Genomic DNA, 25,510 nt, shown 5'->3' on the forward strand with positions numbered 1-25,510 from the left:
GTCAGGCCGGCGGGCGCACCCGGTAGGTGGTCTGCACCATGCCGCCGGGAAAGACCTCGGTGCGTTCGTGCTCGAGCGCGACGTCGGCCGGCAGCGCACCGAACGGCGTGTGCCCCTCGCCGATGAGCACCGGCACGCGGGACAGCGTGAGGTCACCGATCAGCCCGGCGGTGAGGAACGTGTGCACCGTGCGGCCGCCGTCCACGTACACCCGGCGGTACCCGGCGGCGGTGAGCGCCGCGACGACGTCGTCGAACGAGCGGTGCACGGTGATGCGGGCGTCCGCGCTGGGCTCCAGTGTCGTGCTGACCACGTGCACCGGCTTGCCCTGGTAGGGCCACTCGTCCATCGGCGCGATGACCTCGTAGGTGGCGCGGCCCATGACCAGCGCGTCGATGCCCGAGACGAACGCGGAGAAGCCGAAGTCGCCGCCGGCGCCGTCGTCGGGCGGGCCGCCGGACTCGGCGCCGCCGGTGAGCCAGGAGAGGTCGCCGTCGAGGCGGGCGATGAACCCGTCGACGCTCATGCCGAGGAAGACCGAACCGGTGAAGGACGCAGTCATGCGGGCAGCCTGCCCGCCGGTACCGACAAGTCCCGCGCGGCCGGTGCGACGGACCCGGTTCCCAGGCGGACGACGGGATCGCCGGGCCGCGCCACGGCGTCGTCGTGGGTCACGCACACGACCACCCGGCCGGCCAGCGTCGCGCGGAGGTCCCGCACGAGCGCGGCGGCGGTGGGCGGGTCGAGGTGCGCGGTCGGCTCGTCCAGCAGCACGACGTCGCGGTCGGCGAGCAGCGCCCGGGCCGCGGCCAGCCGGCGCCGCTCCCCGCCCGACAGCGCCGTCCCGCCCGCGCCGACCGGGGTGTCCAGCCCGTCGGGGAGGGCGGCGAGCAGCGGGCCCAGGCCCGCGGCGTCGAGCGCGGCCCGCATCCGGGCCTCGCCCCGGGCGCCGGCCAGCTCGCCGCGCGGAGCGGCGACCGCGAGGTTGGCGCGGATCGAGGAGGCGAACACGTGCGCCTCCTGCGGTAGCCAGGCCATCCCTGCCCGCACGCCGTCGCCGCTGAGGGAGCCGGTCGGGACGTCGCCCAGCGTGTAGGAGCCCGCGCGGGGCCGCAGCGCGGCCATGAGCACGGCGAGGAACGTCGACTTGCCCGACCCCGACGGCCCGCGCACGACCAGCCAGCCGCCGTCGGCCCGCGCCTGCGCGGTGATCCCCCGCAGCACGTCCGGGCCGCCGGGCCAGCCGGCGGTGAGGTCCGCCGTGGCCAGCCCCCGGACCCGGGCCGGGGCCGGCTCCGGCGCGGCGGGGTCGGCGGGCCCGGGCGCGGTGAGGACGGCGTCGAGGCGGGCGCGGGCGTCGGCGAGCGCGCCGCGCCGCTGCAGCGCCCCGACCAGCCCGGACAGCGGCTCGGCCAGGGCCAGCGGCGCCAGGGCCAGGACGGCGATCGCCGGGCCGGTGGTGCCGGTGGCCGTCCCGGTCGCCGCCGCGGCCACCGCGGCCACTCCCGTGCCCAGCACGACGAGGCCGGTGCCCAGCGCGCGGGCGCGGGTGCCGGTTCCCGCGGCCGCCGACCGGCGGTGCGCGAGGGCGGCGAGGTCGGCCGCGGTCCGCGCCGCCAGCCCGTGCGCCCGCAGGTCGGCCGCGCCCTCCAGGGCGGTCGCGGTGTCCCGCAGGGCGGAGATCCGCAGCGCCGCCTCGGACCGCGCGGCGCCGGCGTCCACCCGGCGGTGCGCGGCGAGGACGAGCGCGACGGTGACGAGCAGCACGACCCCGGCCGCTGCGGCGGCGGCGGGGGAGACCAGCGCCAGGGCGCCGACCGTGGCCGCGGGAACCGCGATGCCCGCGAACGCCGGCGGGACCACCCGCACCGAGAGGTCCTGCACCAGGCCGACGTCGCCGACGACGCGGGCGAGCGCGGACCCCGGCGTCCGGTCGGCCGCGATGCCCTGCCGGGCCAGCGCCTGCCACACGCGCACCCGCAGGTCGGCCGCCATCCGCAGCGCGGCGTCGTGCGCGGCCATCCGCTCTGCCCAGCGCAGACCGGCCCGACCGAGCCCGAACGCGCGCACGCCGACGATCGCCACCAGCAGGGTGAGCACCGGTGGCATCTCCGCGGCGCGCACGATCAGCCAGCCGGAGACCGCGGTCAGCGCGACACCGGCCCCGGCCGACGCGGTGCCGGCCGCGAGGGCGCGGACCAGCGCCCGGCGGGGCCAGCGGTGCGCGGGGGTGGCCGCGGCGCCGGGACCGGGGCCCGGCTGTCCGGGATCGGGGCCCGGCCCGCCGAGATCGGCGATCTCGCCGCCATGGGGCGCCGATGGCGCCGAGATCGCCGATCTCGGCGCCGAGCGGGGGGCCGCCGCGCTCCCGGCGAGGACGACGGTGCGGTCGGCGAGGGCGGCCAGCGCGGGGTCGTGAGTGACCAGCAGGACCGTCACCGTGCCGCGCAGGTCGGCCAGCACCGCGGCGACGCGCGCCGCGGCGTCGCCGTCCAGGTGCGCGGTGGGCTCGTCGAGCAGGAGCAGGCGGGCACCGCGGCGCATCCGCACCAGGGCGCGGGCCAGGGCCACCCGCTGCAGCTCACCGGGGGAGAGGGTCGGGCAGGCGCGCCCGGCGAGGTCCGCGGCGCCGACCCGTGCCAGCGCCTCGACGACGAACGCCTCGCCGACGACCGCGTCCACGCCGGGCGCCGAGTCGGCGTGCCGCCGCAGCTCGTCGGCGACCGTCGCGCCGGTGGTCCGCGGGTGCTGCGGCACGGACGCGACCCCGCCGACCGCGACGCCGGTGACCGTTCCCCCGACGTCGGCCGCGGGCGGGAGGAGGCCGGTGAGCGCGGCCAGCAGGGTGGACTTGCCCGAGCCGCTGGCGCCTCGCAGGACGACCAGCTCGCCGGGGCGCAGGTCCAGATCCAGCGGCGGCAGCGCGGGCACGGCGCGGCCCGGGAACCGCACGGTCAGGCCGCGGACGGCGACGTCGGCTCCGCGCGGGTCGTCGTCCGGGCCGGGGACGGCGAGCGGAGCGCCGCTCGGTGCCGCCAGCACCGCGCGGGCCTCCGCGGCGGCCAGCGCGGCGTCCTCGCTCGCGTGGTGCGCGGCGCCGAGGGCGCGCAGCGGGGCGAACGCCTCCGGCGCGAGCAGCAGCGCGGTCAGCCCGAGCGCGAGCGCCAGGTCGCCGTGCACCAGCCGCAGGCCGACCGTCACCGCGACCAGCGCGACCGACAGGGTCGCCAGCAGCTCGAGCACCAGGGAGGAGAGGAAGGCGAGTCGCAGCGTCGCCAGCGTGCGCCGGCGCGCGGTCTCGCCCAGCTCGGCGAGCGCGGCGGCCTGCTCCGCCGCCCGGCCCAGGCCGACCAGCACCGGCAGCCCGCGCACCAGCTCGGCCACGTGGCCGGCGATGCGGTCCAGCGCGCGGGCGGCGGCCGCGGTGCCGTCCCGCGTGGTCAGCCCGACCAGGACCATGAACAGCGGCACCAGCGGGAGGGTGACGGCGACCAGGGCCGCCGAGAGCAGGTCGGTCCACGCCAGCGCGAGCAGCAGCACCGGCGGCACGACCAGGGTCTGGGCCAGCGCCGGGAGGTGGGTCGCGAGGGCGGGGCCGAGGTCGGCGAGCCGGGTGGTGGCCAGCACCGCCGCGGGCCCCGGTCCGCCGGCCGCCTCCACGGCGGCCGGCGAGGCGGCCAGCCGGGCGGTCAGCCGGGTGCGCAGCTCCTCCTCGGCGCGGCGGGCGTCGCGGTCGGCCAGCAGGTCGCCGACCGAGCCGGCGGCCGCCCGCAGCGCGACGCCGGCCACGGCCAGCAGCAGCGGGCCGGCCACCGCCCCCTCGGCCTGGCCCGCCGACCGGGCGACGGCGTGCGCCAGGCCCGCGGCGAGGAGCACCAGTCCCGCGGTGCCGGCGAGCGCGGCGGCGACCTGGCGGACCAGCGCGCCGGTCAGCCCCGGAACGCCGGCCAGCGCCGCCAGCGGCCCCCGCTCCCGTCGCTTCTCGCGAAAACCGTCGTCCCGTCGGTTTCCGCGAGAACCGCCGTTCGGGGTCACGCGGCGGCCTCGGCGTGCGCCGGCTCGGCGGTGAGCCGCCTGCGGAACACCCAGTAGGTCCACGCCTGGTAGCCGAGGACGACGGGCAGCCCGATCCCGGCGGCCCACGTCATGACGGTGAGCGTGTAGTCGCTGACCGAGGCGTCGGCCACCGTCACGTCGAACGCCGGGTCCAGGGTCGAGGGGACGACGACCGGGTAGGCCGCGCCGAAGACGGTGGCGGCCGCGGCCACCAGCATCGCGCCCCACGCGGCGAACGCCTGGCCCTCCCGCCCGACCCGCAGCCGGGCCCACGCGACGACCACGGCCAGCGCCGCGACCAACCACAGCGCCGCGGTGACCGGCGTCCCGGACCGCAGGTGCACGGCGCCGGCCCAGGCCAGCAGGGGCAGCGCCGCCACCGGCGCCCAGCGGAGCGCGAACGCGCGGGCGGCCAGGCGCACCGGCCCGTCGGTCTTCAGGGCCAGGAACACCGCGCCGTGCACCAGGGAGAAGGCCACGACCGCGACCGCGCCCAGCAGGGCGGGCCAGCCCAGCCCGGCGAGGGGGCCGCCGACCCGGTGGCCGTCGGCGTCGATCGGCAGGCCCAGGGTCGTCGCGGCCAGGGCCGCGCCGATCCCGGCCGCGGCGATCAGCGAGCCGGCGGTGATGACGCGGGTCCACGTCGCGTCCCAGGCCGCCGTGGAGTGCGAGTGCCGCCACTCGAAGGCGACCGCCCGGACGATGAGGCCGAGGAGCACGAGCACGAACGGCAGGTAGAGGGCGGGTAGCCAGGTCGCGTACCAGCCGGGGAAGGCGGCGAACACCGCGCCCACGGCGGTGATCAGCCAGACCTCGTTGCCGTCCCACAGGGGCCCGATCGTGCGGAGCATGAGGTGGCGGTCGGCCGGGCCGCGGCCGAGCACCGGCAGCAGCGCGGCGACGCCGAAGTCGAAGCCCTCCAGCAGCAGGAAGCCGGTCCAGAGCACCGCGACGGCGGCGAACCAGAGCGTCTGCAGGTCCATGGTGTGCTCCAGCTCAGTAGGCGAAGGAGAGGACGTCGTCGTCCCGGCGCGCGTCGTCGTCCGGGGTGCCCTCGGGTGGTGCGCCGGGGGTCGGTGCACCGTCCCCGGTGGTCACGCCGCGGCGGACGAAGCGGGTGACCAGCCACAGCTCGACGACGGCCAGCGCGCCGTAGACGAGGGTCAGCACGGACAGCGACGTCCAGACCTCGGCGGCGCTGATGCCGGGGGAGACCGCCTGGGCGGTGAAGAACCACACCTGCTCGTCGACCGGGACGTCGGGGTTCGGGTGGACGACGAAGGGCTGGCGGCCCATCTCGGTGAAGATCCAGCCGGTGGCGTTGGCGACGAACGGCGCGGCGACGGCGAGCAGCGATCCGTAGACGCCGATCCGCCAGGTGGGTACCCGGCCCCCGCGCGTCGCCCACAGCGCGTAGGCGGCGACCGCGGCCGACACCCCGCCCATGCCGATCATGAGCCGGAAGCTCCAGTAGGTGACCCCGAGCAGCGGCGTGTAGTCGACCTCCTCGCCGGCCAGGGCGCCGAAGCGCGACGGGTCGTCGGGATAGGTCTCGCCGTAGACCGCGGCGTACTCCTCCTGCAGCTCGTTGACACCGGGGACGGCGGTCGAGAAGTCGCCGTGGGCGAGGTAGGAGAGCAGGTAGGGCACGGTGATCGAGTGCACGTCGTCGCACTCGTTGGAGCCGAGCTTGCCCCAGGCGAAGATCGAGAAGGACGCCGGCGCCTCGGTCTCGCACAGCGCCTCCGCCGAGCTCATCTTCAGCGGCTGCTGCTGGTACATGAGCTTGCCCTGCCAGTCGCCGGTGAGGGCGACGAGGACGAACGCGGCCAGCGACACCCAGCCACCGAGCCGCACCGACCGCCGCCACACGCGGTGGTCGACGTCCGCGGTCGGTGCGTCGGCCAGCTTCCGCCGGCGCAGGTGCCACAGCCCGACGCCGACCAGGAGCGCGCCGGCGACCACGAGCGCGGCGACGATCGCGTGGCTGAACGCGGCCAGCGCGGTGTTGTTGGTGAGGACGGCGAGGAAGTCCACCTGGACCGGCCGGCCGGTGGCGTCGTCCACCTCCACGCCGACCGGGTGCTGCATCCACGAGTTGGCCGCGATGATGAAGTACGCGCTCACGACCGAGCCGATCACCGCGGCCCACAGCGCGGCCAGGTGCAGCTTCTTCGGGATCCGGCCCCAGCCGAAGATCCACAGGCCCAGGAAGGTCGACTCGAGGAAGAAGGCCAGCAGGGCCTCGAGCGCCAGCAGGGAGCCGAACACGTCGCCGACGAACCGGCTGTACTCGCTCCAGGCCAGGCCGAACTGGAACTCCTGGACCAGGCCCGTGGCCACGCCCAGCACGAAGTTGATGAGGTAGATCCGGCCCCAGAAGCGGGTCATCCGCAGCCACTCGGGCTTGTCGGTCCGCACCCACATGGTGTGCATGACCGCGACCAGGATCCCCAGGCCGATGGTCAGCGGGACCATCAGGAAGTGGTAGACGGTCGTGATCCCGAACTGCCAGCGCGCCACGTCCAGGACGTCCACGGCCGCTCTCCTCACTGGGCGACGTACGATGTTCTACGACAAGTAGAACACGTCCTTCTACGACACGTAGAAGACGCGGGTGTGAGTCGCAGGACAGGGAGAGACCGTGGCGTCGTTGGGTGAGCTGGAGCGGGCCGTCATGGAGCGGCTGTGGTCCGCCGACGGCGCGGTCTCGGCGGCCGAGCTGCGCGACGGCCTGGCCGACCGGGGCCTCGCGCTGACCACCGTGCACACCGTGCTGACCCGGCTGGAGCAGAAGGGCTTCGTCGTCCACGACGACGCACGGCCGCGGCGTTTCCGCCCGCGGGCCACCCGCGAGGACCACGCCGCGGAGCTGATGCACGAGGTCCTCGGCTCGGCCGGGGACCGGCAGGCGGTGCTGGCCCGCTTCGTCGGCAGCGTCGACCCCGACGAGGCTCGGCTGCTGCGCGAGCTGCTGGCCGGGGCGGCCGGGCCGGACGACGCGACGCGCTGACTTGCTGCCCGCCACCGCGGTCGCCCTCGCCGTCCTCGCCGCGCTGCTCGCCTGGCCGGTCCCGGCGTTGCTGGCCCGGGCCGGCTGGCCGGGACGCGACCCGCTCGTCGCGCTGGTCTGCTGGCAGGCGATCGGCCTGGCCGGCGGCCTGTCGATCATCGGCGCCCTGCTGTCGCACGGGCTGGCGCCGTGGGCTCACTCGCTGCCCGAGGCGGCGGGGGCGGTGCTGGCCGGCGCCCCGGCGGACGATCCGGTGCGCGGCGACCACTGGATCACGCTCACCCTCGCCGCGGTGCTCGCCTCCGAGCTGGTCGGCGTCCTGCTGCTGTCCTGGGTCCGCACCGCGCGCACCCGCCGCCGGCACCGCGAGCTGCTCGAGCTCGTCGTGCAGCCCGCGCAGGTGCCCGACGCCCGGCTGCTCGACCACCCGGCCCCGGTTGCCTTCTGCATCCCCGGCGCGCGGCCGCTGCTCGTGCTCTCCTCCGGCATGGTGGCCGAGCTCGACGACGCCCAGCTGGCCGCCGTCGTGGCGCACGAGCGGGCGCACCTGCGCGAGCACCACCACCTGTACCTGCTGCCGTTCGTCGCGTGGGCGGCCGCGCTGCCGGTGCTGCCCGCGGCCGCCCGCGCGCACGCCGCGGTGCGGACCCTCGTGGAGATGCGGGCCGACGACGTCGCCCTGCGCACGCTCGACGGCCCCACGCCCCGGCGGACGCTCGCCCAGGCGATCGTCGTGGCAGCCGGCGGCGCCGGGGGTGGCGTGCCGAGCGGTGCGCTCTCGGTGACCGGCGGCGCGGTGGGCGCGCGGGTGCGGCGGCTGCTCGACCCGCCGTCCCCGCTGCCGGCCTGGGCTCGGACGGTCGCGCTGGCCTCCGCCGGGTTGCTCCTCCTCGTCCCGACGGCTCTCCTGCTGCTACCGGCGCTCTGACGCCGGGCGGCGGGAGGGCTCGGCCGACGCCGCCGCCAGCACGACTGCGGACAGCCCGGCGATGCCGCCGCTGATCAGGGCGGCCCGTCGGTACCGGGGGAGGCCCAGCAGCGGGACCATGCTCAGCCCGTGCAGCCCCTCGACCGCCGCAGCGACCGGCAGGACCGGCCGCACCGGCGCAACGAGCACGGTCGCGTGTTGGGCCACCAACCGCGCGCCGAGGACGCGCACGAGCCAGCGCTTCCCCTCCGGGAGTTCGGGGCAGAGCGCGTCGACGACGCGGCCGGCTCCGAGCAGCAGGGTCAGCCCCCAGGTCAGCCCGGCCACCGCGAGGATCCGCGCCGTGGAGGGTGCTCCGTCGTCCACGGGGGCCTCCCTCGGTGACTTCCGCGGAACTCGTGCTCTGCCCACTGTGGTGGGCAGAGCACGAGCGTGCGGGAAGAAACCCCCCCGGGCCACTCCTCGTGCGGACGGGTGCCGTCAGGCGGCGGGGGCGGTGGTCCGACGGCCGGCAGGGACGGCGGTGGTCGCGTCGGTGTTGCCCGGCAGCGGGGCGAACCGGCGCAGCCGCAGGCTGTTGGTCACCACGAACACCGAGCTGAACGCCATCGCGGCGCCCGCGATCATCGGGTTGAGCAGCCCCGCGGCGGCCAGCGGCAGCGCGGCGACGTTGTAGGCGAACGCCCAGAACAGGTTCCCCTTGATGATCGCCAGCGTGCGGCGGGCCAGCCGGATCGCGTCGGCCGCGGCCCGGAGGTCCCCCCGCACCAGGGTGAGGTCCGAGGCCTGGATCGCCACGTCGGTCCCGGTGCCCATGGCCAGCCCGAGGTCGGCGGCGGCGAGCGCGGCCGCGTCGTTCACCCCGTCGCCGACCATGGCGACCACGCGGCCCTCGGCCTGCAGCCGCCGGACGACGTCCACCTTGTCCTGCGGCAGCACCTCGGCGACCACCTCGTCGATCCCCACCTCCGCGGCGACCGACCGCGCGACCGTCTCGTTGTCCCCGGTCAGCAGCACCGGGTGCAGGCCCAGAGCGCGCAGCTGGGCGACCGCCGCGGCCGAGGACGGCTTGACCGCGTCGGCGACGGCGAGCACGCCGCGCGCCGCGCCGTCGACCGCGACCAGCACCGCCGTCCGGCCCCGTGCCTGCGCGGCGGCCAGCGCGGCGGCGAGCTCGTCGGGCACGGGCACCGACTCGGCGTCGAGCAGCCGCGGCCGCCCGACGAGCACCGCCGCACCCTCGACCACGCCCCGCACACCCAGCCCCTCGACGTTGGCGAAGCCCTCGACCGGCGGCAGGGGGCCGCTCCGGTCGGCGGCGGCCGTGGCCACGGCCCGCGCGACGGGGTGCTCCGAGCCGTGCTCCACGGCGCCGGCCAGCCGCAGCAGCCGTCCGGCGTCCTCGCCGGCGGCCGGGACGACGTCGTGCAGCGTCATCCGGCCGGTGGTGACGGTGCCCGTCTTGTCGAGGACGACGGTGTCCACGGCGCGGGTGGACTCCAGCACCTCGGGGCCCTTGATCAGGATGCCGAGCTGCGCGCCCCGGCCGGTGCCCACCATGAGCGCGGTCGGCGTGGCCAGCCCGAGCGCGCACGGGCAGGCGATGATCAGCACGGCGACCGCGGCGGTGACGGCGGCCGACAGCCCGGCGCCGGCGCCGATCCAGAAGCCGAGGGTCGCGACCGCCAGGGCCAGGACGACGGGGACGAAGACCCCCGACACCCGGTCGGCCAGGCGCTGTACCTCGGCCTTACCGTTCTGCGCCTCCTCGACCAGCCGGGCCATCTGCGCCAGCTGGGTCTCCGCGCCGATCCGGGTGGCCCGCACGACCAGCCGGCCGCCGGCGTTCACGGTGGCGCCGACGACGGGGTCGCCCGGGCCCACCTCGACCGGCACGGACTCACCGGTGAGCAGAGCGGCGTCCACCGCGGAGACGCCCTCGCGCACCTCGCCGTCCGTGGCGATCTTCTCGCCGGGGCGGACGACGAACAGGTCGCCGACCCCCAGCTGCTCGACCGGGATGCGGCGCTCGGTCCCGCCGCGCAGCACGGAGACCTCCTTGGCGCCCAGCTCCAGCAGCGCCCGCAGGGCCGCGCCCGCCCGCCGCTTGGAGCGGATCTCGACGAACCGCCCGGCGAGCAGGAACGTGGTCACCCCGGCGGCCGCCTCGAGGTAGAGGTTCCCGGCTCCGTCGCTGCGGGCGATGGTGAGCTCGAACGGGTGCGTCATCCCGGGCACGCCGGCGGTGCCGAGGAACAGGGCGTACAGCGACCACAGGAACGCCGCGCCGGTGCCGAGCGAGACGAGGGTGTCCATGGTGGCGGCGCCGTGCCGGAGGTTGGTCCAGGCGGCGCGGTGGAACGGCAGCCCGCCCCAGACGACCACGGGTGCGGCCAGCGTCAGCGACAGCCACTGCCAGTACTCGACCTGCAGCGCGGGGATCATCGCCATGGCGACGACCGGCACGGTCAGCACCGTGGAGACGAGCAGCCGCAGGCGGCCGTCCTCCGCACCCCGCACGGGCTCGGGCCGGGCCTCGGGCCGCGGCGAGGGCAGCGTCGCGGTGTAGCCGGTCTTCTCCACCGTGGCGATCAGGTCCGCCGGCGTGACCGGCCCGGCGTAGCTGACCCGCGCCTTCTCGGTGGCGTAGTTGACCGTCGCGGTGACGCCCTCGAGTTTGTTGAGCTTCTTCTCGATCCGGGCGGCGCAGGAGGCGCAGGTCATGCCGCCGATCGCGAGCTCGAGCTCGCCGGCCGGGGGCGGGGTGGGGGTGCTCAACGCGGTCCTCTCCTCAGTCGCCGTGACCGTGATCGGCCGGCGGCGCGTCGGGGGTGGGCCCGCCGGAGCCGTCGCCACCGGAGCCGGCGACGCCGACGGTGAACGCGGCGGTGTGGACGGCGTCGCCGTGCCGGAAGTCGAGGAACAGCCGGTAGGTCCCCGGGGACGGCGCCGTCGCGACGAAGGTCTTGTGCGGTCCGGCCGTGGGGGTGGTGCCCGCCGGCGGCTCGGCCGGGTGAGGGTGCAGGTAGGCGAGGTCGCCCGCCCGCAGCGCCACCAGGATGCCGTAGCCGCCGAGGTAGGGCTGCAGGTCGCTGACCGGGCGGCCGTCGCGGCTGACGCTGAAGGTCAGCTCGGACTCCTGCCCGACCAGGAGCTCACCGGTCAGGGCGACGCTGTAGCCGTCGACCTCCGCGACCGCGGCGGGCTCGGGCAGCGGCTGCGGGTCGTAGGCGCCGGCCACCTCCACGTCGGTGCCCAGGGTCAGGTTCTGGCCCAGGGCGCTGGGGGTGAGGTCGGCGACCACGCGCCAGCTGCCCGGCGTCAGCTCCAGCGGCACCCGCCACACGCCGTCCGGGCCGAGCTCGGGGTGCAGGCGCTGGTAGCCGGTGAGGTCGCGACGGGCGGTGACCAGGTGCAGGTCCTCCACCTGCTCGACGTCGTAGTCGACCACCGGAGCGCCGTCGGGTCCCAGGACGCGGAAGGCGAACGACGCCGTCCCGGACGGCAGCCGGTCCTCGAGGGGGTCCAGGACGTACCCGGACGCGAGGACGGCCGGCCCGCCGTCGGCGGCGCCGGTCCCGGACGCCGGTGCGGCGGGGGGAGTGCTCCCGCTCGTGGCCGCGGGGGCGTCGACGGGGCCCACGACGCGGCCGACTCCGACGGCGGCCGCGAAGACCGCGCCCAGGCCGAGCGCGACCGCGGCGAGTCTCGCCGGGGTGTTCATGCCGGTCCTCTCCGGGGGCGGCCGGGCACGGTCAGCCGCCGGCCACCTGGTAGCCGGCCTCCTCGACCGCGGCACGCACGGCGCCCCCGTCGACCGGGTCGGTGCCGGTGACGGTCAGGCCGCCGGTGGCCAGGTCGACGTCGACCCCGGTCACGCCGGGGATCGCGGAGACCTCCTCGGTCACCGCGGAGACGCAGTGGCCGCAGGTCATGCCGACGACGGTGTAGGTGGCGGTGCTCATGGGGGTGTTCCTCTCGGGTGCGGGGTCAGGAGCGGACGAGGCGGGCGATCGCCTCCGAGGCCTCGCGGACCTTCTCGTCGGCCTCGCGGCCACCGGCCTGGGCAGCCTGGACGACGCAGTGCGACATGTGCTCCTCGAGCAGGCCCAGTGCGACCGACTGCAGCGCCTTCGTCATCGCCGAGACCTGGGTGAGGATGTCGATGCAGTACTTCTCGTCCTCGACCATCCGCTGCAGGCCGCGCGCCTGCCCCTCGATGCGCCGCAGGCGCTTGAGGTAGTCGTCCTTGCGGTGGATGTACCCGTGCGGGCCCGGGTGGTGGGCGGTGTCCACGTCGTTCCTCCTGGCGGCTCGCCGAGCTGTCACCAGGAACCATACCCCCCCAGGGTTTAGTGGCGCTGCGTGCGCACCGTGCGTCCGGTCACCCTCCGGCGTCGCGGGTGCCGTCGCGCTCGCTGCCGTCCCGCAGCCGGTCGACGGTCGCCTGCAGCCGCCGGGTGTCGGCCCGGGCGTCGGCGAGCTCGTCCTGCAGGCCGAGGATGACCTCGGCCGAGGCGAGGGTGTGTCCGTCGTCGAGCAGGCCGCGCAGCCGCGCGGCCAGGACGAGCTGGTGCCGCGAGTAGCGGCGGTGTCCGCCGGGGGAGCGGTGCGGCTGGAGGACGCCGGAGGTGTCGAGGCTGCGGAGGAACGCCGCCTGGACGCCCAGGAGGTCGGCGGCCTGGCTCATGGTCAGCGCCGGGAAGTCCGGGTCGTCGAGCCGGCGCAGCGCATCGCCGCCGCCGGTGAGGTCGGCCAAGGCGTCCTCCTGTCCCTGCAGAGCACGGGAGGCCGGGCCCGTGTGGACCCGGCCTCCCGCGAGGGGCGTGCCGATCAGCTCTCGACTGCCTTGGCCCCCGCGGACTCGCCCTCGATGGTCCGGCCCTCGACGGCGGTCGGCGTGTCGGTCCGGGTCACGGTGATCTTGCGCGACCGCGCCTTCTCGGCGACTGGGATGCTCACGGTGAGCACGCCGTCGTGGTAGCTCGCCTCGAGCCGGTCGGTGTCGAGGCTGCGCCCCAGGACCAGCTGGCGGGTGTAGCTGCCGTAGGGCCGCTCGGCGATGGCCCACTCCGCGTTCTCCAGCTGCGGGACCGAGCGCTCGGCGGTCACGGTCAGCGTGGTGCCCTCGACCGACAGGTCGATCGAGCCGGGGTCGACGCCGGGCAGGTCGAAGTGGGCGACGAAGTTGTCGCCGACCCGGTAGGCGTCCATCGGCATCCCCGACAGCGGTCGGGCGGTCAGGGAGTTGCCGCGGCCGGCCAGCTGGTCCAGCGCACGGAAGGCGGCGGACGTGGCGGCGAACGGGTCGTAGGCGGTCAGCATCATCTCTGTGCAACCTCCGGTGTGCTGCTGGTGGTGTTCGCTGCCCGAGGTAGAACCTCTAGTGGCAACTAGAGATTACCTCAAGGCTGCACCGGTGTAAACATCCATCACGCGACTTTGTTCCTGCGACGGCGGGTTCGTCGGCGTCCGCCCGCGGTGACGCGAGTGAGCTGCGGCCGTACGGGGCAGTGGTCTCCCGTGGACGAGACGACAGCCCCCGAGGTGACGGGGGAACAGGGCCAGCCGCACCGCACCGAGGGGGAGCCGGAGGTCGACACCACCCTGGACGGCGACGTCGCCACGGTGACCGTCCGGGGAGAGCTGACAGAGAGTGCGCGACGGCCGCTGGTCCGCACCATGACCGACCTGCTGCTCGCCGGGAGCGCCCTGCGCCGGGTGCGCCTGGACGCCCGCGCGGTGACCTACCTGAACTCCGCGGGCATGGCGGTCCTCGTGCAGCTGCTGAAGCTGGGGCAGCCCCGCGGCGTCGACGTGGTGCTGGTCGACCCGCCGCCGGCGGTGGCCCGGCCGCTGCAGCTCAGCGGGCTCTGGCTGCGCTTCGGCATCGAGGACGACGCCTGACCGACCGTGCGGCGTCGGGGTGGCCCGTCGAGGGGCGGCTCCGCAACTCCTAGCCTGGCCGGGTGCCGCCGAGCCACCCCCACAGCCACGGTCCCGACCCGGACGCGCCGCCGCCGAGTCCGGAGGTCCTCGCCCGCCGGCGCCGCGCGGTGCGCCTCATGCTCCTGCTGCTGGTGCCCGTCGGCCTGGCCACGGTCGTCGGCCTGGTCGTGCTGTGGCCGTCGGGGGAGCCGACCCGGGCCGAGGAGGCCGCCGCGCTGGTACTGCCGCCCGGCACCACCTACCCCGACGCCCGCGTGGTGTCGGTGGAGCCCTTCGACTGCTCGACGCCCGGCGACCCGGGCCGGCCCGCCCAGCAGCTGACCTGCGCCACCGTCGTCGTGGAGGTCCTCGACGGGCCGGGCGCGGGGGAGTTCCAGCAGCTCGAGCTGTTGGCCGAGGTCTACGCCGCGGGGGTCGAGGAGGGCGACGTCTTCGTCCTCACCCGGGACGCAGGCGCCGACGGCGTGGCGCAGTACGGGTTCTTCGACTACGCGCGCGGCACCCCGATGGTCGTGCTCGCGATCGCCTTCGCGATCGTCGTCGGGCTGGTCGCGCGCCTGCGGGGGCTGGCCTCGCTCGTCGGGCTGGCGTTCGCCTTCTTCGTGCTGCTGCAGTTCGTCCTGCCCGGCCTGCTGTCCGACCGGTCGCCGACGCTCACCAGCCTGGTGGGGTCGGCGGCCATCATGTTCGTCGTCCTGTACCTGGCCCACGGGTTCTCCGCCCGGACGACGACGGCGCTGGTCGGCACGCTGTTCGGCCTCGCGCTGGTCGCCGTGCTCGGGGCGGTGTCGGTCGCCACGGCCCGGCTGACCGGGCTCACCAGCGAGGAGACCGTCCAGCTCCAGACGTTCGACCCGACCCTGGACTTCTCCGGCCTGGTCCTGGCCGGCGTCGTCGTCGCCGGGCTCGGCGTGCTCAACGACGTCACGATCACCCAGGCCTCGGCGATCTGGCAGCTGCACGAGGTCGACCCGGACATGACCTGGCGCGAGCTCTACACCCGGGGCATGGCCGTCGGCCGCGACCACATCGCCTCGACCGTCTACACGATCGTCTTCGCCTACGCCGGGGCCGCGCTGCCGCTGCTCATGCTCTTCGAGGTCTACGCGCAGCCGTGGGACGTGGTCCTCACCAGCTCCGCCCTGGCCGAGGAGGTCATCCGCACCCTGGTCGGCGCCATCGCGCTCGTCCTCGCCGTCCCCGTGACGACGGCGGCCGGCGCGTTCTTCGCCAAGGCCGCGGACACGAACGCCGGGGCTGCGGCCGACCGGCGGATGACGTCGCTGCGCGCTCGGCTGGCCCGGTGAGCCAGACTGGCCCGGTGAGCGAGGATCGGCCCCAGGAAGGATCCCCTGCCCCCCACCGCTCGCACGCTCGCGGCGGGCCCCTGCAGAGGGCCGACGGGGAGGGGGGCCTTCACTTGTTGACCGCCGCCCGGGCCGCACCCGGCTTCATGCCCGACGACGAGGGGACGGCGCTCTACGAGGCCGCCCGTGCCGTCGCCGTGCCCGGCCCGCTGCTGGAGGTGGGCAGCTGGATGGGGAAGTCGGCGCTCTACCTGGCCGCTGCCGCCCGCGAGACGGGCCGCTCCGTGGTCACCGTGGACCACCACCGCGGCTCCGAGGAGCACCAGCCCGGCTGGGAGTACCACGACCCGTCGCTGGTGGACCCGGCCGTCGGGCTGCTGGACACCCTGCCCCGCTTCCGCCGCACCATCGCCGACGCCGGCGCGGAGGACGTCGTCATCGCCGTGGTGGCCCGCTCGGAGACCCTCGCGCCGCTGTGGTCGACGCCGCTGGCGCTGCTGTTCCTCGACGGCAGCCACACCGAGGAGTCCGCCCGCCGGGACCAGGACGCCTGGGTGGCCAAGCTGGCGCCCGGCGGCACGCTCGCCATCCACGACGTCTTCCCGGACCCCGCCGACGGCGGGCAGGCGCCCTACGGCGTCTACCGGCGGGTGGTGGAGTCGGGGGAGTTCACCGAGCTGCCGGGCACCGGGTCGCTGCGCCTGCTCCGCCGTGGACGCTGACCCCCTGACGGCGGAGCGGACCGCCGTCCTCGCCCAGATCGCGGCGCTGACCGCCGAGTTCGACGCGGTCGTGGCGGCGTCCCGGTCGTCCAACGCCGACGACGAGCACGACCCCGAGGGCGCGACGATCGCCTTCGAGCGCCAGCAGGTGGTGGCGCTGCTGGCCGCGGCCCGGCGCCGGCTGGCCGACGTCGACGACGCGCTCGAGCGCCGGGCGGCAGGGGACTACGGCGTCTGCGAGTCCTGCGGCCGGCCGATCGCGCCCGACCGGCTGGCCGCCCGCCCGGCCGCCCGCACCTGCATCACCTGCGCGGTGTGAGCGCTGGGTACAGGAAGCAATACCCCGCTCGTGGGCGCCCGCGCCGTGGGGATTGCTTCCTATGCCTCGCTCTTCAGCTGACGTAGCGGCGGGCGGTGGAGGTCCGCTGGGCGTGCTCCAGCGCGGCGAAGCGGGCCTCGGCGTGCGGGGGCAGCACGCGCCGCTCCCGCAGCACCCACGGGGCGCCGCGCAGCGCGTCCAGCACGCCGAGCACGCTCAGCCGGTCGCGGGGGACGGTGCGCAGCAGGTGCCCGGTGCGGCGCAGCGCCGGGCGCAGGGGCCGGCGCAGCCACGTCGTCCACAGCGTGTTGCGGATGCCGTCGCGGCGCCGCTTGTGCGGATCCCGGGCGGTGCTGGCCTGGTGGTGCACGGTGAGCTCCGGCAGGTAACACAGCTCCCAGCCCGCGGTGGCCAGGTCGCCGGCCATGAGCTCCTCCTCGCCGCCGAGCCACAGCCGCTCGGAGAAGCCGCCGACCTCGGTGAACGCCTCCCGCCGCAGCACCGAGGCGCCGGCCAGGAAGGAGCCCAGCGCAGGGCCGGGCAGCCAGTCCGCTCCGCGCACGGGGGAGTCGCGCAGCTCGGGCACGATCGGGTCCTCGCGGCCGCCCGGCTCGACGAGGATCCGCGCGGTGACGACGGCGAGCCGGGGATGGGCGTCCAGCACGTCGGCCGCCGTCCGCAGCGATCCCGGGTCCCACCACGTGTCGTCGTCGCAGAAGGCCACGTAGGGCGTGTCCACCCGGGCCACCCCGACGTTGCGGCCGATCGCGCCCAGGTTCTCCGGGCTGGCGACCAGCTCCACCTCCGGGAAACGCTCGGCGATCGCCGCCGCCGTCCCGTCGGTCGAGCCGTTGTCGACGACGACGACGTGCGGCTGCTCGGGCAGCGCGCGCAGCCGGGAGAGGGCGAGCAGCACCTCGTCGCGCCGCTGGTGGGTGATGACGACGACGGCCACCCGCGCGTCCCGGCCCGCCTCGGTGACCGACGGCGCCGGCTGGGTGGCCGTCACGCCGCGTCCCCGGTCAGGCGGCGCACGTCGGTCCAGATCCGGTCGGGCACCCGGCGGCGGGACCGCAGCGCCGCGGGGACGTCGGGCAGCGCGCGCAGCAGCCCCCGGAGGCCCGGCCGTCCGGCGCGGACGGCGCGGCCGAGCAGCCCGGGCAGCGCCGCGAGGGGGTGCCGCATCAGCGCGGTGAGCAGCCGGCTGCGCCAGATCGAGGCCTGCCGCCGGGCCGGCGCGTCCCGCCGCGTGGAGGGGTGGTGGTGGATGGTGACCTCGTCGACGTAGGCCAGGCCCCAGCCGGCGCCCGCGAGGTCGAGGGCCACCCGCTCCTCCTCGCCCGGGAACCGGACGACGGCGTCGAAGCCGCCCACGGCCGCGAACGCCTCGGTGCGCACCAGTGCCGCGCAGGCGACGAACCCCAGCAGCGACGGGCCGGGCAGGTCGGGCGCGGTGCCCAGCGGGCTGTCGGCCATCTCGGCGCAGACCGGGTCCAGCCGCTGCTCCGGGCCGACCAGGATGCGCGCGTTGAGCAGCGCCAGCCGCGGGTGCGCCCGCATGATCTCGACCGCTCGGGCCAGGTCGCCCGGCGCCCACCACGAGTCGTCGTCGGCGAACGCGACGAACTCGCTCCCGGAGTGCTCGGCGCCCAGCGTGCGGGCACGGGCGCCGAGATTGTGCCGCAGCGGCAGCACCGTCACCGCGGGGTGGGCGGCCCGGACGGCGTCCACCGTGCCGTCGGTCGAGCCGTTGTCGACCAGCACCACCGGGGCCTCGTGCCGCGGCAGTGAGGCGAGCAGGTCCTCCCGGCGGTTGCGGCTGGCCACCACCACGGTGACGGGAGGGCCGGTGCGGGCTGCGGTGTCTGTCGAGGTCACGGGGGCAGCGTGCCCGCAGTCCCCGGCACCCAATCGGCCGGGTCCGGGGAACCGGCCGTTCCCACCGGCGGCAGCGCGCCCGGGTCGGTGAACAGCCCGGCGGCGGAGGTGGCTCCGGAGAGGGCGTCCGCGGCCAGCACCACGGCGGCCGCGGTCCACGTCGTCCGCTCGACCGGCCAGCGGGCGTCGTCGGCGAACACGTACCCGGTCCAGTAGGAGCCGTCGTCGTGCCGCAGGTGCTGCATGGCGGCGAGCTGCTCCAGCGCGGCCTCCGGCTGGCCGGCGGCGGCCAGCGCGAGGGCCAGCTCGCAGGTCTCGGCGCCGGTGACCCAGGGGCGGTCGGCCACGCAGCGGGCGCCCAGCCCCGGGACGACGAACCGGTCCCAGCCGGCGGCCAGCCGCGCTCGGGCCGCGGCGCCGGTCAGCGCGCCGCCGAGCACCGGGTAGTACCAGTCCATCGAGTAGCGCGAGCGGTCGGCGAAGGCGCCCGGGCGGTCGCGCAGGGCGGCGCCGAGGTCGGTGACGGCGAGCTCCCAGTCCGGCTGCGGCTCGCCGGTGAGCCCGGCCAGGGCGACTCCGCAGCGCAGCGCCTGGAAGAGGCTGGCGTTGCCGGTCAGCAGCGCGGTGTCGTCCGGGCGGCCGTCCGGGCGCAGCGCCCAGCTCACCGCGCCGCCGGGCAGCTGCATGCGGGTGACCAGGTCCAGACCGCGGCGCACGACCGGCCACAGCTCGGTCACCAACTCCTCGTCGCCGGTGCGCAGCCAGCGGTGCCACAGCCCGACGGCCAGGTAGCCGGCGTGGTTGCTCTCCGCGCCGGGAGCGGTCTCGGCGCCGGCCCGGTACTCGCCGGCCCAGGACCCGTCCGCCCGCTGCCGCGCGGCCAGCCAGCGGTAGGCCGCCCCGGCGCGGTCGTGCGCCCCGCCGACGTCGAGGGCCATCGCCGCCTCGACGGAGTCCCACGGGTCCAGCTGCCCGCCGCGGAACCAGGGCAGCGCGCCGTCGGCGTCCTGCTCCGCGGCGATCGCGGCCACCGTCGTCCGCACCTGGGCCGCGCTGAGCACCCCGGCCAGCTCCGGCAGCTCAGACAGCGGTCTTCTCCCGACGATCCACCGGCCGGGTGCGTGCCACCGCCCGCCCGGGCACGGCGGGCTTGTCGGCGTAGACGACCAGGCTCTTGCCCAGCACCGGGTCGAGCACCCGCTCGGCGGTGCGGGTGAGCCAGGGCCGCGCCATCAGGTCCCACACCAGCAGCCGGTGGTAGGCCCGGACCGGCGCGGCGTCGCGGTCGACGCCGACGGCGCACTTGAGCCACCAGTACGGCGCGTGCAGCGCGTGCGCGTGGTGCTGCCGTCCCGGCTGGAGGCCGGCGGCGGCGAGCCGGGTGCGCAGCACGTCCCCCCGGTAGATGCGCACGTGCCCGCCCTCGTTGGCGTGGTAGGCGTCCGACAGCGCCCAGCAGACCCGTTCGGGCCCGTAGCGGGGCACGGTCACCGCCACCCGGCCGCCGGGTTTGAGCACGCGCGCGATCTCGGCGAGCGCGGTCGCGTCGTCCGGGATGTGCTCGAGCACCTCGGAGGCGATCACCCGGTCCACGCTGGCGTCGGGCACCGGCAGCGCCAGCAGGTCCCCGCGCACCACCTCGGCGACGCCGCCGGCCGGCGCCTCACCCGCCTCGGCGATGGCGGTGAGCCACCGGCGGGTCGTCTCCACCTCGGACACCCCGTGGTCGAGAGCGACGACCCGCGCGCCCCGGCGCAGCGCCTCGAAGGCGTGCCGCCCCTCGCCGCAGCCGAGGTCGAGCACGGTCATGCCCGGCCGCAGGTCGAGCAGGTCGTAGTCGACGGTCAGCACGATGACCTCGGTTCGACTCCGGACTCGATCCGCTCCTCGGTCGCCGGCGCTCCCTGCGATGCTCCCTCGCCCGTCGCCCTCACGCGGTTCCCTTCCGGTCCAGCACCTCGGCGTACCACTCCGCCGTCCGCTCGGCGGTGGACCGCCAGGTGTAGGAGGCCAGCACGCGGCGGCGCCCGGCGCGGCCGAGCTGCTCCCCGAGGGACGGCGAGTCCAGCACCAGCGCCAGCGCGGCGGTGAGCTCGCCGACGTCCCCCGCGCGGACCCGCAGGCCCGCCTTGCTGCCCACGACCTCCGGCAACGCCCCGGCGTCGGTGGTGACCAGCGCGGTGCCGCAGGCCATCGCCTCGACCGCCGGCAGCGAGAAGCCCTCGTAGAGCGAGGGGATGGCGACCACCGCCGCGTCCTGGAGCAGCCGCACCAGGTCGGCCTCCGGCAACGGCCCGGTGAACCGGACGGCGTCGCCGAGGGCCAGCCGGTCCAGTGCCGCCTGCGCCGGGCCGCCCGGGCGCGCCGTGCCGACGACCGTCAGCCGCACCGGGCGCTCGGTGCGCAGCTTGGCGACCGCCTCGAGCAGGTGGACCAGGCCCTTGAGCGGCACGTCCGCGCTGGTGACGACGACGATCGAGGCGCGGTCGCGGGGGCGGCCGCCCGGCGGCGGGGTGAAGACGTCGGGGTCGATGCCCACCGGGATGACGTCGGTCGCCGCGGCGGGCACCCCCAGGTGGGTCTCGATGTCGCGCCGGGAGCTCTCGGAGACCGTGGTGACCCCGTCGAGGCGCGGAGCGACCCGCGCCTGCATGCGGGTGAAGCCGTACCAGCGGCGCAGCGTCGTCCGGCGGCGCAGGGACGGCGCGGCGGCGAGCTCCAGGTCGCGGTCGATGGCGACCGGGTGGTGCACGGTGGCGACGGTCGGGATGCCGGCCCGGACCAGCCGCAGCAGCCCCCAGCCCAGGCTCTGGTTGTCGTGGACGACGTCGAACTCCGCGGCGCGGGGGAGCAGCAGGCGCGCGGCCCGCAGGCTGAACGTGGCGGGCTCGGGGAAGCCCGCGGTGCACATCGCGGCCCACTCGGCCACGTCGACCCAGTCGCGGAACTCCGACGGCCGCGGGGTGCGGAACGGGTCGGGCTCCCGGTAGAGGTCCAGGCTCGGCACCCGGGTCAGCGGCACGCCGTCGTCCAGCTCGGGATAGGGCTGACCGCTGAGGACCTGCACGTCGTGGCCGAGGGCGGTCAGCTCCCGGGACAGCGCGCGGACGTAGACGCCCTGGCCGCCGCTGTGCGGCTTGCTCCGGTAGGACAGCAGTGCGATGCGCAACGACCGTCCCATGGTCGGCGACTCTAACGGCCGACCGATCCCCGCTGGTTCCGGTCGGCGGAGCCGCGGTGCGCGCTACCGTCGCTGGTATGAGAGAGGACCTCCCTGCCCCCCGCTACTCGCGAGCTCGCGGCGGGACCCTGCAGGTGGCCCGTCGTTCCTGTCGCCTCGCTGTCCTGGCGACCGGACTGCTCGCCGGGAGCGTCCTCGCCGGTTGCGGGCAGGACGCCGGCCCGGTGGACGCCGCGTCGGCGGAGTCGGGTGTCTCCCCGGCCGCCGCGACGTCGGGTGCGACGGACCTCGCCGACGGGCTGCTGCCGGCCTCGGCGTTCGCGCCCGGCGCGACCGTCCTGCCGCTCACCGAGGAGCTGCTGCACTCGTCGGGGCTGCCCATGGGCGGGCTGCCCGAGGGCGGGGTCCCGGCCGGCGCCCAGCTCGACCCGGGTGGGTGCGCGGACCTGCTGGCCGCGCTGCAGGCCGCGGCCGCGGAGGGGGTCGACGACGCCGCCGGGCAGGCGGTCCTCGAGGGCGACCGGGTCACCGTGCAGGGCCTGGTCTCCGGGGCCGCCGCCGAGGGCGCGGTCGCCACGGTGGCCGGGTCCCTGCCGGGCTGCGAGCGGGCGTCGGTCAGCGTCCCGGAGCGCGGCGCGGCGACCCTCACCGTCGGCGACGTGCGGGAGCCGGACCTCGGCGACGCGGCGGTCGAGGTGTCCGCGACGGTCGACGCCACGCTGCCCGACGGCCGGCAGGTCTCCGTGCCGGTCCTCGCCGCGCTCGTCCAGGACGGCGACCGCGTGCTCGCGCTGGCCACCGCGGCGCCGCAGGGCGTGGCGCTGGACGAGGGTGCGTTCGCCGACCGGCTGGCCGAGGCGCACCAGGTGCAGGCGGACGCACTGGGCTGAGACAGCCCGGCCCGGCCCCTCCACAGGCCGGGCCCCGGTCCACAGATCGCCGGGGCCAGGTCTCCGCGGCGCCGTCCGCGGCGAGGGTCGGCGCATGGACGACGCCACGCGCCCCGCCGTGTCCCTCTCCAGCAGCGGCGACATCGCGGCCGCGCTGCCGCACCTCATCGGCTTCCACCCCCACGAGTCGGTCCTGGTGGTCGGCCTCGGTGGCCCGAGTGGCGGCCGGCTCGGGCTGACCGTCCGCGCCGACCTGCCCGAGCGTGCGCACGCTCCCGCGGTCGCCGCGTTGCTGGCCCGCAGCCTGGCCACCGACGAGCCGGACGGCGCCGTGGTGGCCGTGGTCTCGGAGATCGGCGACGAGCGGGACGCCCCGGCCTGTCCCCCGGCCGACGCGGGCGGGACGACGCTGCCGCACCGCGCGGTCGTGCACGACCTGGTGGTCGCGCTCGCCGGGTACGGCATCCCGGTCCGGGAGACGCTGCTGGTCCGGCGGGGGAGGTGGTGGTCCTACGACTGCCCGGGCCCGTGCTGCGCCCCGGACGAGGGCACCCCGCTGCCCGAGGGGGTGACCGAGTTGGCGGTCGCCTCGGTGGCCGCCGGCATGGTGGTGGCTCCGGACCGCGCGGCGCTCGAGCGGCGCATCGCGCCGGTGGAGGGGCCGGCGCGGGCGGCGATGGCGGCCGCGGTGGAGCGGGTCGGCGCCCGGCACGGGCGGGCGCGCCGGGCCGACCCGGACGCCGAGGCCCGACGCTCCTGGAACGCCGTCGTCCGGGCGCTGCGCCGCTGCCGGCCGGGTGCCGCGGAGTCCGGCCGCCTGGGCGACCGGGACGTCGCCCGGGTGCTGTGGGCGCTGGCCGACGTCCGGGTCCGCGACCGCGCGCTCACCCTCGCCCTGGGCGACGACGCCGCCGCGGCCGAGACGCTCTGGACCGAGTGCACCCGGCGGGCGCCCGCCCCGCTCGGCGCCGCCCCGGCGACCCTGCTCGCGGTCAGTGCGTGGCTGCGCGGGGACGGTGCCATGGCCAACGTCGCGCTGGAGCGGGCGCTGGCCGACCGGCCCTCCTACTCCTTCGCCCGGCTGCTGATGCAGGGGCTGGCCGCCTGCCTCCCGCCGGCCGAGCTGCGGGCACTGATCACGACGGCGGCCGAGGAGCCGGACGAGGTCTGGGCCGGAGGCGCCGAGCCCGACCACTGTGTGGGGCGGGACGCGGCCGCCCCGACGCGGCGCCCACCCCCCGGGTGAGTGCGGCGACACGATCGGGGGGAAGCGTGCGCGGAGCGTTGTCGGCCGACCGCGGCCTCCCTAGCGTCCCCGCGGCAACGGGATCCACCGGATCGGTCCCGTCGACCCGCGGAGGAACCCGTGCGCCGTTCGCTCGTGACCCTTGTCGTCGCCGGCACGACCCTGGTGGCGGGCTGTGGCGTCGCCGGGTCGACCGACACCAGCGCCGGGGCAGCGGCCACCTCGGCCGAGGTCACGGCGGTCCGGCTGGGGGTCATCCCGCTCGTCGACGTCGCCCCGGTCTACCTGGCCCAGCAGCAGGGCATCTTCACCGAGCACGGACTCGAGGTCGAGGCGTTCCTGGCCCAGGGCGGGGCGGCCATCGTCCCGGCCGTGGTGAACGGCGAGGCGCAGTTCGGGTTCTCCAACGTCACCAGCCTCCTCCAGGCGGAGGCCCGCGGCGTGCCGCTGGGGCTGGTGGCGCCCGGAGCCGGTCCGACGGGGGACGTGCAGGCCGACTACGCCTACATCGAGGTGCTGGACGGCGGGCCGGTGCAGACGGCGGCGGACCTGGCCGGCCGCCGGGTCGCGATCAACTCGATCAACAACATCAGCGACACGGTGGTCCGGGAGAGCGTGCGGCTGGCGGGTGGGGACCCCGCCACGATCGACTTCGTCGAGATCCCCTTCCCGGACATGGCCGCGGCGGTGTCCACCGGCCAGGTCGACGCCGCCTTCCTGGTCGAGCCGTTCACCTCCGTGGGACTCGCGCAGGGCCTGCGGGCCGTCTCGGCCCCCTACTCCGAGGTCCACCCGGACCTCACCGTGGCCGGCTACTTCACCAGCGACCAGTACGCGGCGGAGAACCCCGACGTGGTCCGGCGCTTCGCCGATGCGATGCGGGCGGCGCATGCGTACGCGCAGGCCAACCCCGACGCGGTCCGGGAGGTCCTCGGCGAGTACACGAGCATCCCCCCGGCGGTGGCCGCCCAGCTGACGCTCCCCGACTTCCAGCCCGCGATCAACCGCGACTCGGTCGCGCGCCTGCTCGAGCTCGGCGAGCAGGACGGGATCATCGAGGGCGACGTCCGCGTGGAGGACGTGCTCGCCAGCGAGGACTGACCCGCGGTCCCCGCCGTCCCGCCGTCCTGGTCCCTGAACTCCGCGGGTGACCCCGGCGCCTGACCGTCGCGACGTGCCGTCGGGTGCCGCACGGACCGCGCCGGACCGGTTCCCCCGACCGCTGCACGGGCCTAGCGTCGGCCTCCCCACGGGGGCCGACGACGGCGGCGGGAGGCTCGCCATGTTCGCTCAGCTCATCCAGGGCAGGACGTCGAACGCCGAGGCGCTGCGGACGGCGCTGGACAGGTGGATGGAGGAGGTGCAGCCCGGCTCGATCGGCTGGCTGGGCAGCACGACCGGGGTCGCCGACGACGGCCGGTTCGTCGCCGTGGCCCGCTTCGAGTCGGCCGAGGCCGCGGCCCGCAACTCGGAGCGGCCGGAGCAGGCCCGGTGGTGGGAGGAGACGCAGCGGCTCTTCGACGGCGAGGTGACCTTCGCCGACACCGAGGACGTCGACGTGGACCTGACCGGAGATCCGGACCGGGCCGGGTTCGTCCAGGTGATGCAGGGCCGGGTGACCGACCGGGAACGGGCCAAGGAGCTCGTCGCCCGGCTGTCCACCGAGGACATGGCGGACTTCCGCCCCGACATCCTCGGCAGCCTGATGATCAACTACGAGCCGGACCGGTGGGCCCAGGTCATCTACTTCCGCTCCGAGGCCGAGGCCCGCGAGGGCGAGCGCAAGGAGGCTCCGCCGGAGGTGCAGGCGGTCATGGAGGAGCTGACGGCCCTCAGCCCGGAGCCGTTCGACTTCATCGACCTGCGGCAGCCCCTCCTGTACTCGCCTCCGGCAGCCGGCGGCGGACTGCCGGGGCCGCGCGAGGCGGCGGAAGCAGCGGAGGTGGAGCGGTCGACGTGAGCCGCAGCCCGGCCCTGTGCCCGCGGGACCGGCTCCACGAGCGATGCCGTTCCTGACGGCG

The 25,510-nt window shown here is 76.5% G+C and carries 26 protein-coding genes; 10 read left to right on the plus strand and 16 right to left on the minus strand.

Annotated elements, in window-relative coordinates:
* Position 1: 1 nt before the first annotated feature.
* Genes PGN05_RS06250 through PGN05_RS06265 form a run of 4 tightly spaced genes read right to left on the minus strand, consistent with a single transcriptional unit; the run spans position 2 to position 6,594 of the window.
* A complete protein-coding gene (locus PGN05_RS06250) occupies positions 2-562 on the minus strand; it encodes a dihydrofolate reductase family protein (protein WP_419751668.1) in 561 nt (186 codons plus the stop codon).
* Entirely contained in the window at positions 559-4,035 is a 3,477-nt protein-coding gene (gene cydC / locus PGN05_RS06255; protein ID WP_419751669.1) for a thiol reductant ABC exporter subunit CydC, read from the minus strand. The genes PGN05_RS06250 and cydC overlap by 4 nt, the downstream gene beginning before the upstream one ends.
* Positions 4,032-5,039 carry a cytochrome d ubiquinol oxidase subunit II gene (gene cydB / locus PGN05_RS06260; RefSeq protein ID WP_419751670.1) on the minus strand — a complete coding sequence of 336 codons (1,008 nt, stop codon included), beginning with the start codon at positions 5,037-5,039 and terminating at the stop codon, positions 4,032-4,034. The genes cydC and cydB overlap by 4 nt, the downstream gene beginning before the upstream one ends.
* 13 nt (positions 5,040-5,052) lie before the next feature.
* Positions 5,053-6,594, minus strand: coding sequence for a cytochrome ubiquinol oxidase subunit I (locus tag PGN05_RS06265; protein ID WP_419751671.1), 1,542 nt, complete (start codon positions 6,592-6,594; stop codon positions 5,053-5,055).
* 106 nt (positions 6,595-6,700) lie between these two features.
* Here PGN05_RS06265 and PGN05_RS06270 point away from each other — a divergent pair, with 106 nt between their 5' ends.
* Together PGN05_RS06270 and PGN05_RS06275 are read left to right on the plus strand one after the other, a co-directional pair.
* Entirely contained in the window at positions 6,701-7,069 is a 369-nt protein-coding gene (locus PGN05_RS06270; RefSeq protein WP_419751672.1) for a BlaI/MecI/CopY family transcriptional regulator, read from the plus strand.
* Position 7,070: 1 nt separating this feature from the next.
* Positions 7,071-7,997: a M56 family metallopeptidase gene (locus tag PGN05_RS06275; RefSeq protein ID WP_419751673.1), complete on the plus strand. Its 927-nt coding sequence runs from the start codon at positions 7,071-7,073 to the stop codon at positions 7,995-7,997.
* On the opposite strand, the gene PGN05_RS06280 is transcribed toward PGN05_RS06275, so the two are convergent.
* From PGN05_RS06280 to PGN05_RS06310, 7 genes are all read right to left on the minus strand, one after another.
* On the minus strand, positions 7,983-8,363 hold the full coding sequence (locus tag PGN05_RS06280) for a hypothetical protein (protein ID WP_419751674.1): 381 nt from the start codon (positions 8,361-8,363) through the stop codon (positions 7,983-7,985). The two genes, PGN05_RS06275 and PGN05_RS06280, sit on opposite strands and share 15 nt — an antisense overlap.
* A gap of 114 nt (positions 8,364-8,477) precedes the next feature.
* Positions 8,478-10,775 carry a heavy metal translocating P-type ATPase gene (locus PGN05_RS06285; protein ID WP_419751675.1) on the minus strand — a complete coding sequence of 766 codons (2,298 nt, stop codon included), beginning with the start codon at positions 10,773-10,775 and terminating at the stop codon, positions 8,478-8,480.
* Between the two features lie 13 nt (positions 10,776-10,788).
* On the minus strand, positions 10,789-11,721 hold the full coding sequence (locus PGN05_RS06290) for a hypothetical protein (RefSeq protein WP_419751676.1): 933 nt from the start codon (positions 11,719-11,721) through the stop codon (positions 10,789-10,791).
* 31 nt (positions 11,722-11,752) lie between these two features.
* On the minus strand, positions 11,753-11,962 hold the full coding sequence (locus PGN05_RS06295) for a heavy-metal-associated domain-containing protein (RefSeq protein ID WP_419751677.1): 210 nt from the start codon (positions 11,960-11,962) through the stop codon (positions 11,753-11,755).
* Positions 11,963-11,987: 25 nt separating this feature from the next.
* Positions 11,988-12,257: a metal-sensitive transcriptional regulator gene (locus tag PGN05_RS06300; protein ID WP_419751742.1), complete on the minus strand. Its 270-nt coding sequence runs from the start codon at positions 12,255-12,257 to the stop codon at positions 11,988-11,990.
* A 124-nt stretch (positions 12,258-12,381) separates the two neighbouring features.
* A complete protein-coding gene (locus PGN05_RS06305; protein WP_419751678.1) occupies positions 12,382-12,756 on the minus strand; it encodes a helix-turn-helix domain-containing protein in 375 nt (124 codons plus the stop codon).
* A gap of 74 nt (positions 12,757-12,830) precedes the next feature.
* Complete coding sequence (locus PGN05_RS06310; protein ID WP_419751679.1) at positions 12,831-13,325, minus strand: Hsp20/alpha crystallin family protein; 495 nt, start codon at positions 13,323-13,325, stop codon at positions 12,831-12,833.
* Positions 13,326-13,520: 195 nt separating this feature from the next.
* Here PGN05_RS06310 and PGN05_RS06315 point away from each other — a divergent pair, with 195 nt between their 5' ends.
* The 4 genes from PGN05_RS06315 to PGN05_RS06330 all read left to right on the plus strand — a co-directional run bounded on the left by PGN05_RS06315 (position 13,521) and on the right by PGN05_RS06330 (position 16,294).
* On the plus strand, positions 13,521-13,904 hold the full coding sequence (locus PGN05_RS06315; protein WP_419751680.1) for an STAS domain-containing protein: 384 nt from the start codon (positions 13,521-13,523) through the stop codon (positions 13,902-13,904).
* 62 nt (positions 13,905-13,966) lie between these two features.
* Positions 13,967-15,253: a YibE/F family protein gene (locus PGN05_RS06320; protein WP_419751681.1), complete on the plus strand. Its 1,287-nt coding sequence runs from the start codon at positions 13,967-13,969 to the stop codon at positions 15,251-15,253.
* Between the two features lie 116 nt (positions 15,254-15,369).
* A complete protein-coding gene (locus PGN05_RS06325; RefSeq protein ID WP_419751682.1) occupies positions 15,370-15,975 on the plus strand; it encodes a class I SAM-dependent methyltransferase in 606 nt (201 codons plus the stop codon).
* Positions 15,965-16,294 (plus strand): TraR/DksA family transcriptional regulator, encoded by a 330-nt coding sequence (locus PGN05_RS06330; RefSeq protein ID WP_419751683.1) that lies wholly within the window; start codon positions 15,965-15,967, stop codon positions 16,292-16,294. The genes PGN05_RS06325 and PGN05_RS06330 overlap by 11 nt, the downstream gene beginning before the upstream one ends.
* Positions 16,295-16,367: 73 nt before the next feature.
* On the opposite strand, the gene PGN05_RS06335 is transcribed toward PGN05_RS06330, so the two are convergent.
* From PGN05_RS06335 to PGN05_RS06355, 5 genes are all read right to left on the minus strand, one after another.
* Positions 16,368-17,303: a glycosyltransferase family 2 protein gene (locus PGN05_RS06335; RefSeq protein WP_419751684.1), complete on the minus strand. Its 936-nt coding sequence runs from the start codon at positions 17,301-17,303 to the stop codon at positions 16,368-16,370.
* Positions 17,300-18,172, minus strand: a complete 873-nt coding sequence (locus tag PGN05_RS06340; protein ID WP_419751685.1) for a glycosyltransferase family 2 protein — start codon at positions 18,170-18,172, stop codon at positions 17,300-17,302. Before PGN05_RS06340 ends, PGN05_RS06335 begins: the two co-directional genes overlap by 4 nt.
* Positions 18,169-19,233 (minus strand): prenyltransferase, encoded by a 1,065-nt coding sequence (locus PGN05_RS06345; RefSeq protein ID WP_419751686.1) that lies wholly within the window; start codon positions 19,231-19,233, stop codon positions 18,169-18,171. Before PGN05_RS06345 ends, PGN05_RS06340 begins: the two co-directional genes overlap by 4 nt.
* A 19-nt stretch (positions 19,234-19,252) precedes the next feature.
* Positions 19,253-20,023 (minus strand): class I SAM-dependent methyltransferase, encoded by a 771-nt coding sequence (locus PGN05_RS06350; RefSeq protein WP_419751687.1) that lies wholly within the window; start codon positions 20,021-20,023, stop codon positions 19,253-19,255.
* Between the two features lie 79 nt (positions 20,024-20,102).
* Positions 20,103-21,353 (minus strand): glycosyltransferase family 4 protein, encoded by a 1,251-nt coding sequence (locus PGN05_RS06355; protein ID WP_419751688.1) that lies wholly within the window; start codon positions 21,351-21,353, stop codon positions 20,103-20,105.
* A gap of 224 nt (positions 21,354-21,577) precedes the next feature.
* Here PGN05_RS06355 and PGN05_RS06360 point away from each other — a divergent pair, with 224 nt between their 5' ends.
* From PGN05_RS06360 to PGN05_RS06375, 4 genes are all read left to right on the plus strand, one after another.
* Positions 21,578-22,243, plus strand: a complete 666-nt coding sequence (locus PGN05_RS06360) for a hypothetical protein (protein WP_419751689.1) — start codon at positions 21,578-21,580, stop codon at positions 22,241-22,243.
* Between the two features lie 94 nt (positions 22,244-22,337).
* Positions 22,338-23,489: a DUF4192 domain-containing protein gene (locus PGN05_RS06365; protein ID WP_419751690.1), complete on the plus strand. Its 1,152-nt coding sequence runs from the start codon at positions 22,338-22,340 to the stop codon at positions 23,487-23,489.
* Between the two features lie 120 nt (positions 23,490-23,609).
* Positions 23,610-24,590: an ABC transporter substrate-binding protein gene (locus tag PGN05_RS06370; RefSeq protein WP_419751691.1), complete on the plus strand. Its 981-nt coding sequence runs from the start codon at positions 23,610-23,612 to the stop codon at positions 24,588-24,590.
* 181 nt (positions 24,591-24,771) lie between these two features.
* Entirely contained in the window at positions 24,772-25,449 is a 678-nt protein-coding gene (locus PGN05_RS06375) for a hypothetical protein (RefSeq protein ID WP_419751692.1), read from the plus strand.
* Positions 25,450-25,510: the final 61 nt, after the last annotated feature.

Origin of the sequence: Geodermatophilus sp. CPCC 206100, assembly GCF_048569675.1 — a bacterium.
Taxonomy (GTDB): domain Bacteria; phylum Actinomycetota; class Actinomycetes; order Mycobacteriales; family Geodermatophilaceae; genus Geodermatophilus.

What these genes read in the sequence shown, in the direction of transcription:
- PGN05_RS06310 (WP_419751679.1), bottom strand. Translation starts at nt 13,325, where the DNA reads ATGATGCTGACCGCCTACGACCCGTTCGCCGCCACGTCCGCCGCCTTC.
- cydB (WP_419751670.1), bottom strand. Translation starts at nt 5,039, where the DNA reads ATGGACCTGCAGACGCTCTGGTTCGCCGCCGTCGCGGTGCTCTGGACC.
- PGN05_RS06290 (WP_419751676.1), bottom strand. Translation starts at nt 11,721, where the DNA reads ATGAACACCCCGGCGAGACTCGCCGCGGTCGCGCTCGGCCTGGGCGCG.
- PGN05_RS06375 (WP_419751692.1), top strand. Translation starts at nt 24,772, where the DNA reads ATGTTCGCTCAGCTCATCCAGGGCAGGACGTCGAACGCCGAGGCGCTG.
- PGN05_RS06355 (WP_419751688.1), bottom strand. Translation starts at nt 21,353, where the DNA reads ATGGGACGGTCGTTGCGCATCGCACTGCTGTCCTACCGGAGCAAGCCG.
- PGN05_RS06250 (WP_419751668.1), bottom strand. Translation starts at nt 562, where the DNA reads ATGACTGCGTCCTTCACCGGTTCGGTCTTCCTCGGCATGAGCGTCGAC.
- PGN05_RS06365 (WP_419751690.1), top strand. Translation starts at nt 22,338, where the DNA reads ATGGACGACGCCACGCGCCCCGCCGTGTCCCTCTCCAGCAGCGGCGAC.
- PGN05_RS06295 (WP_419751677.1), bottom strand. Translation starts at nt 11,962, where the DNA reads ATGAGCACCGCCACCTACACCGTCGTCGGCATGACCTGCGGCCACTGC.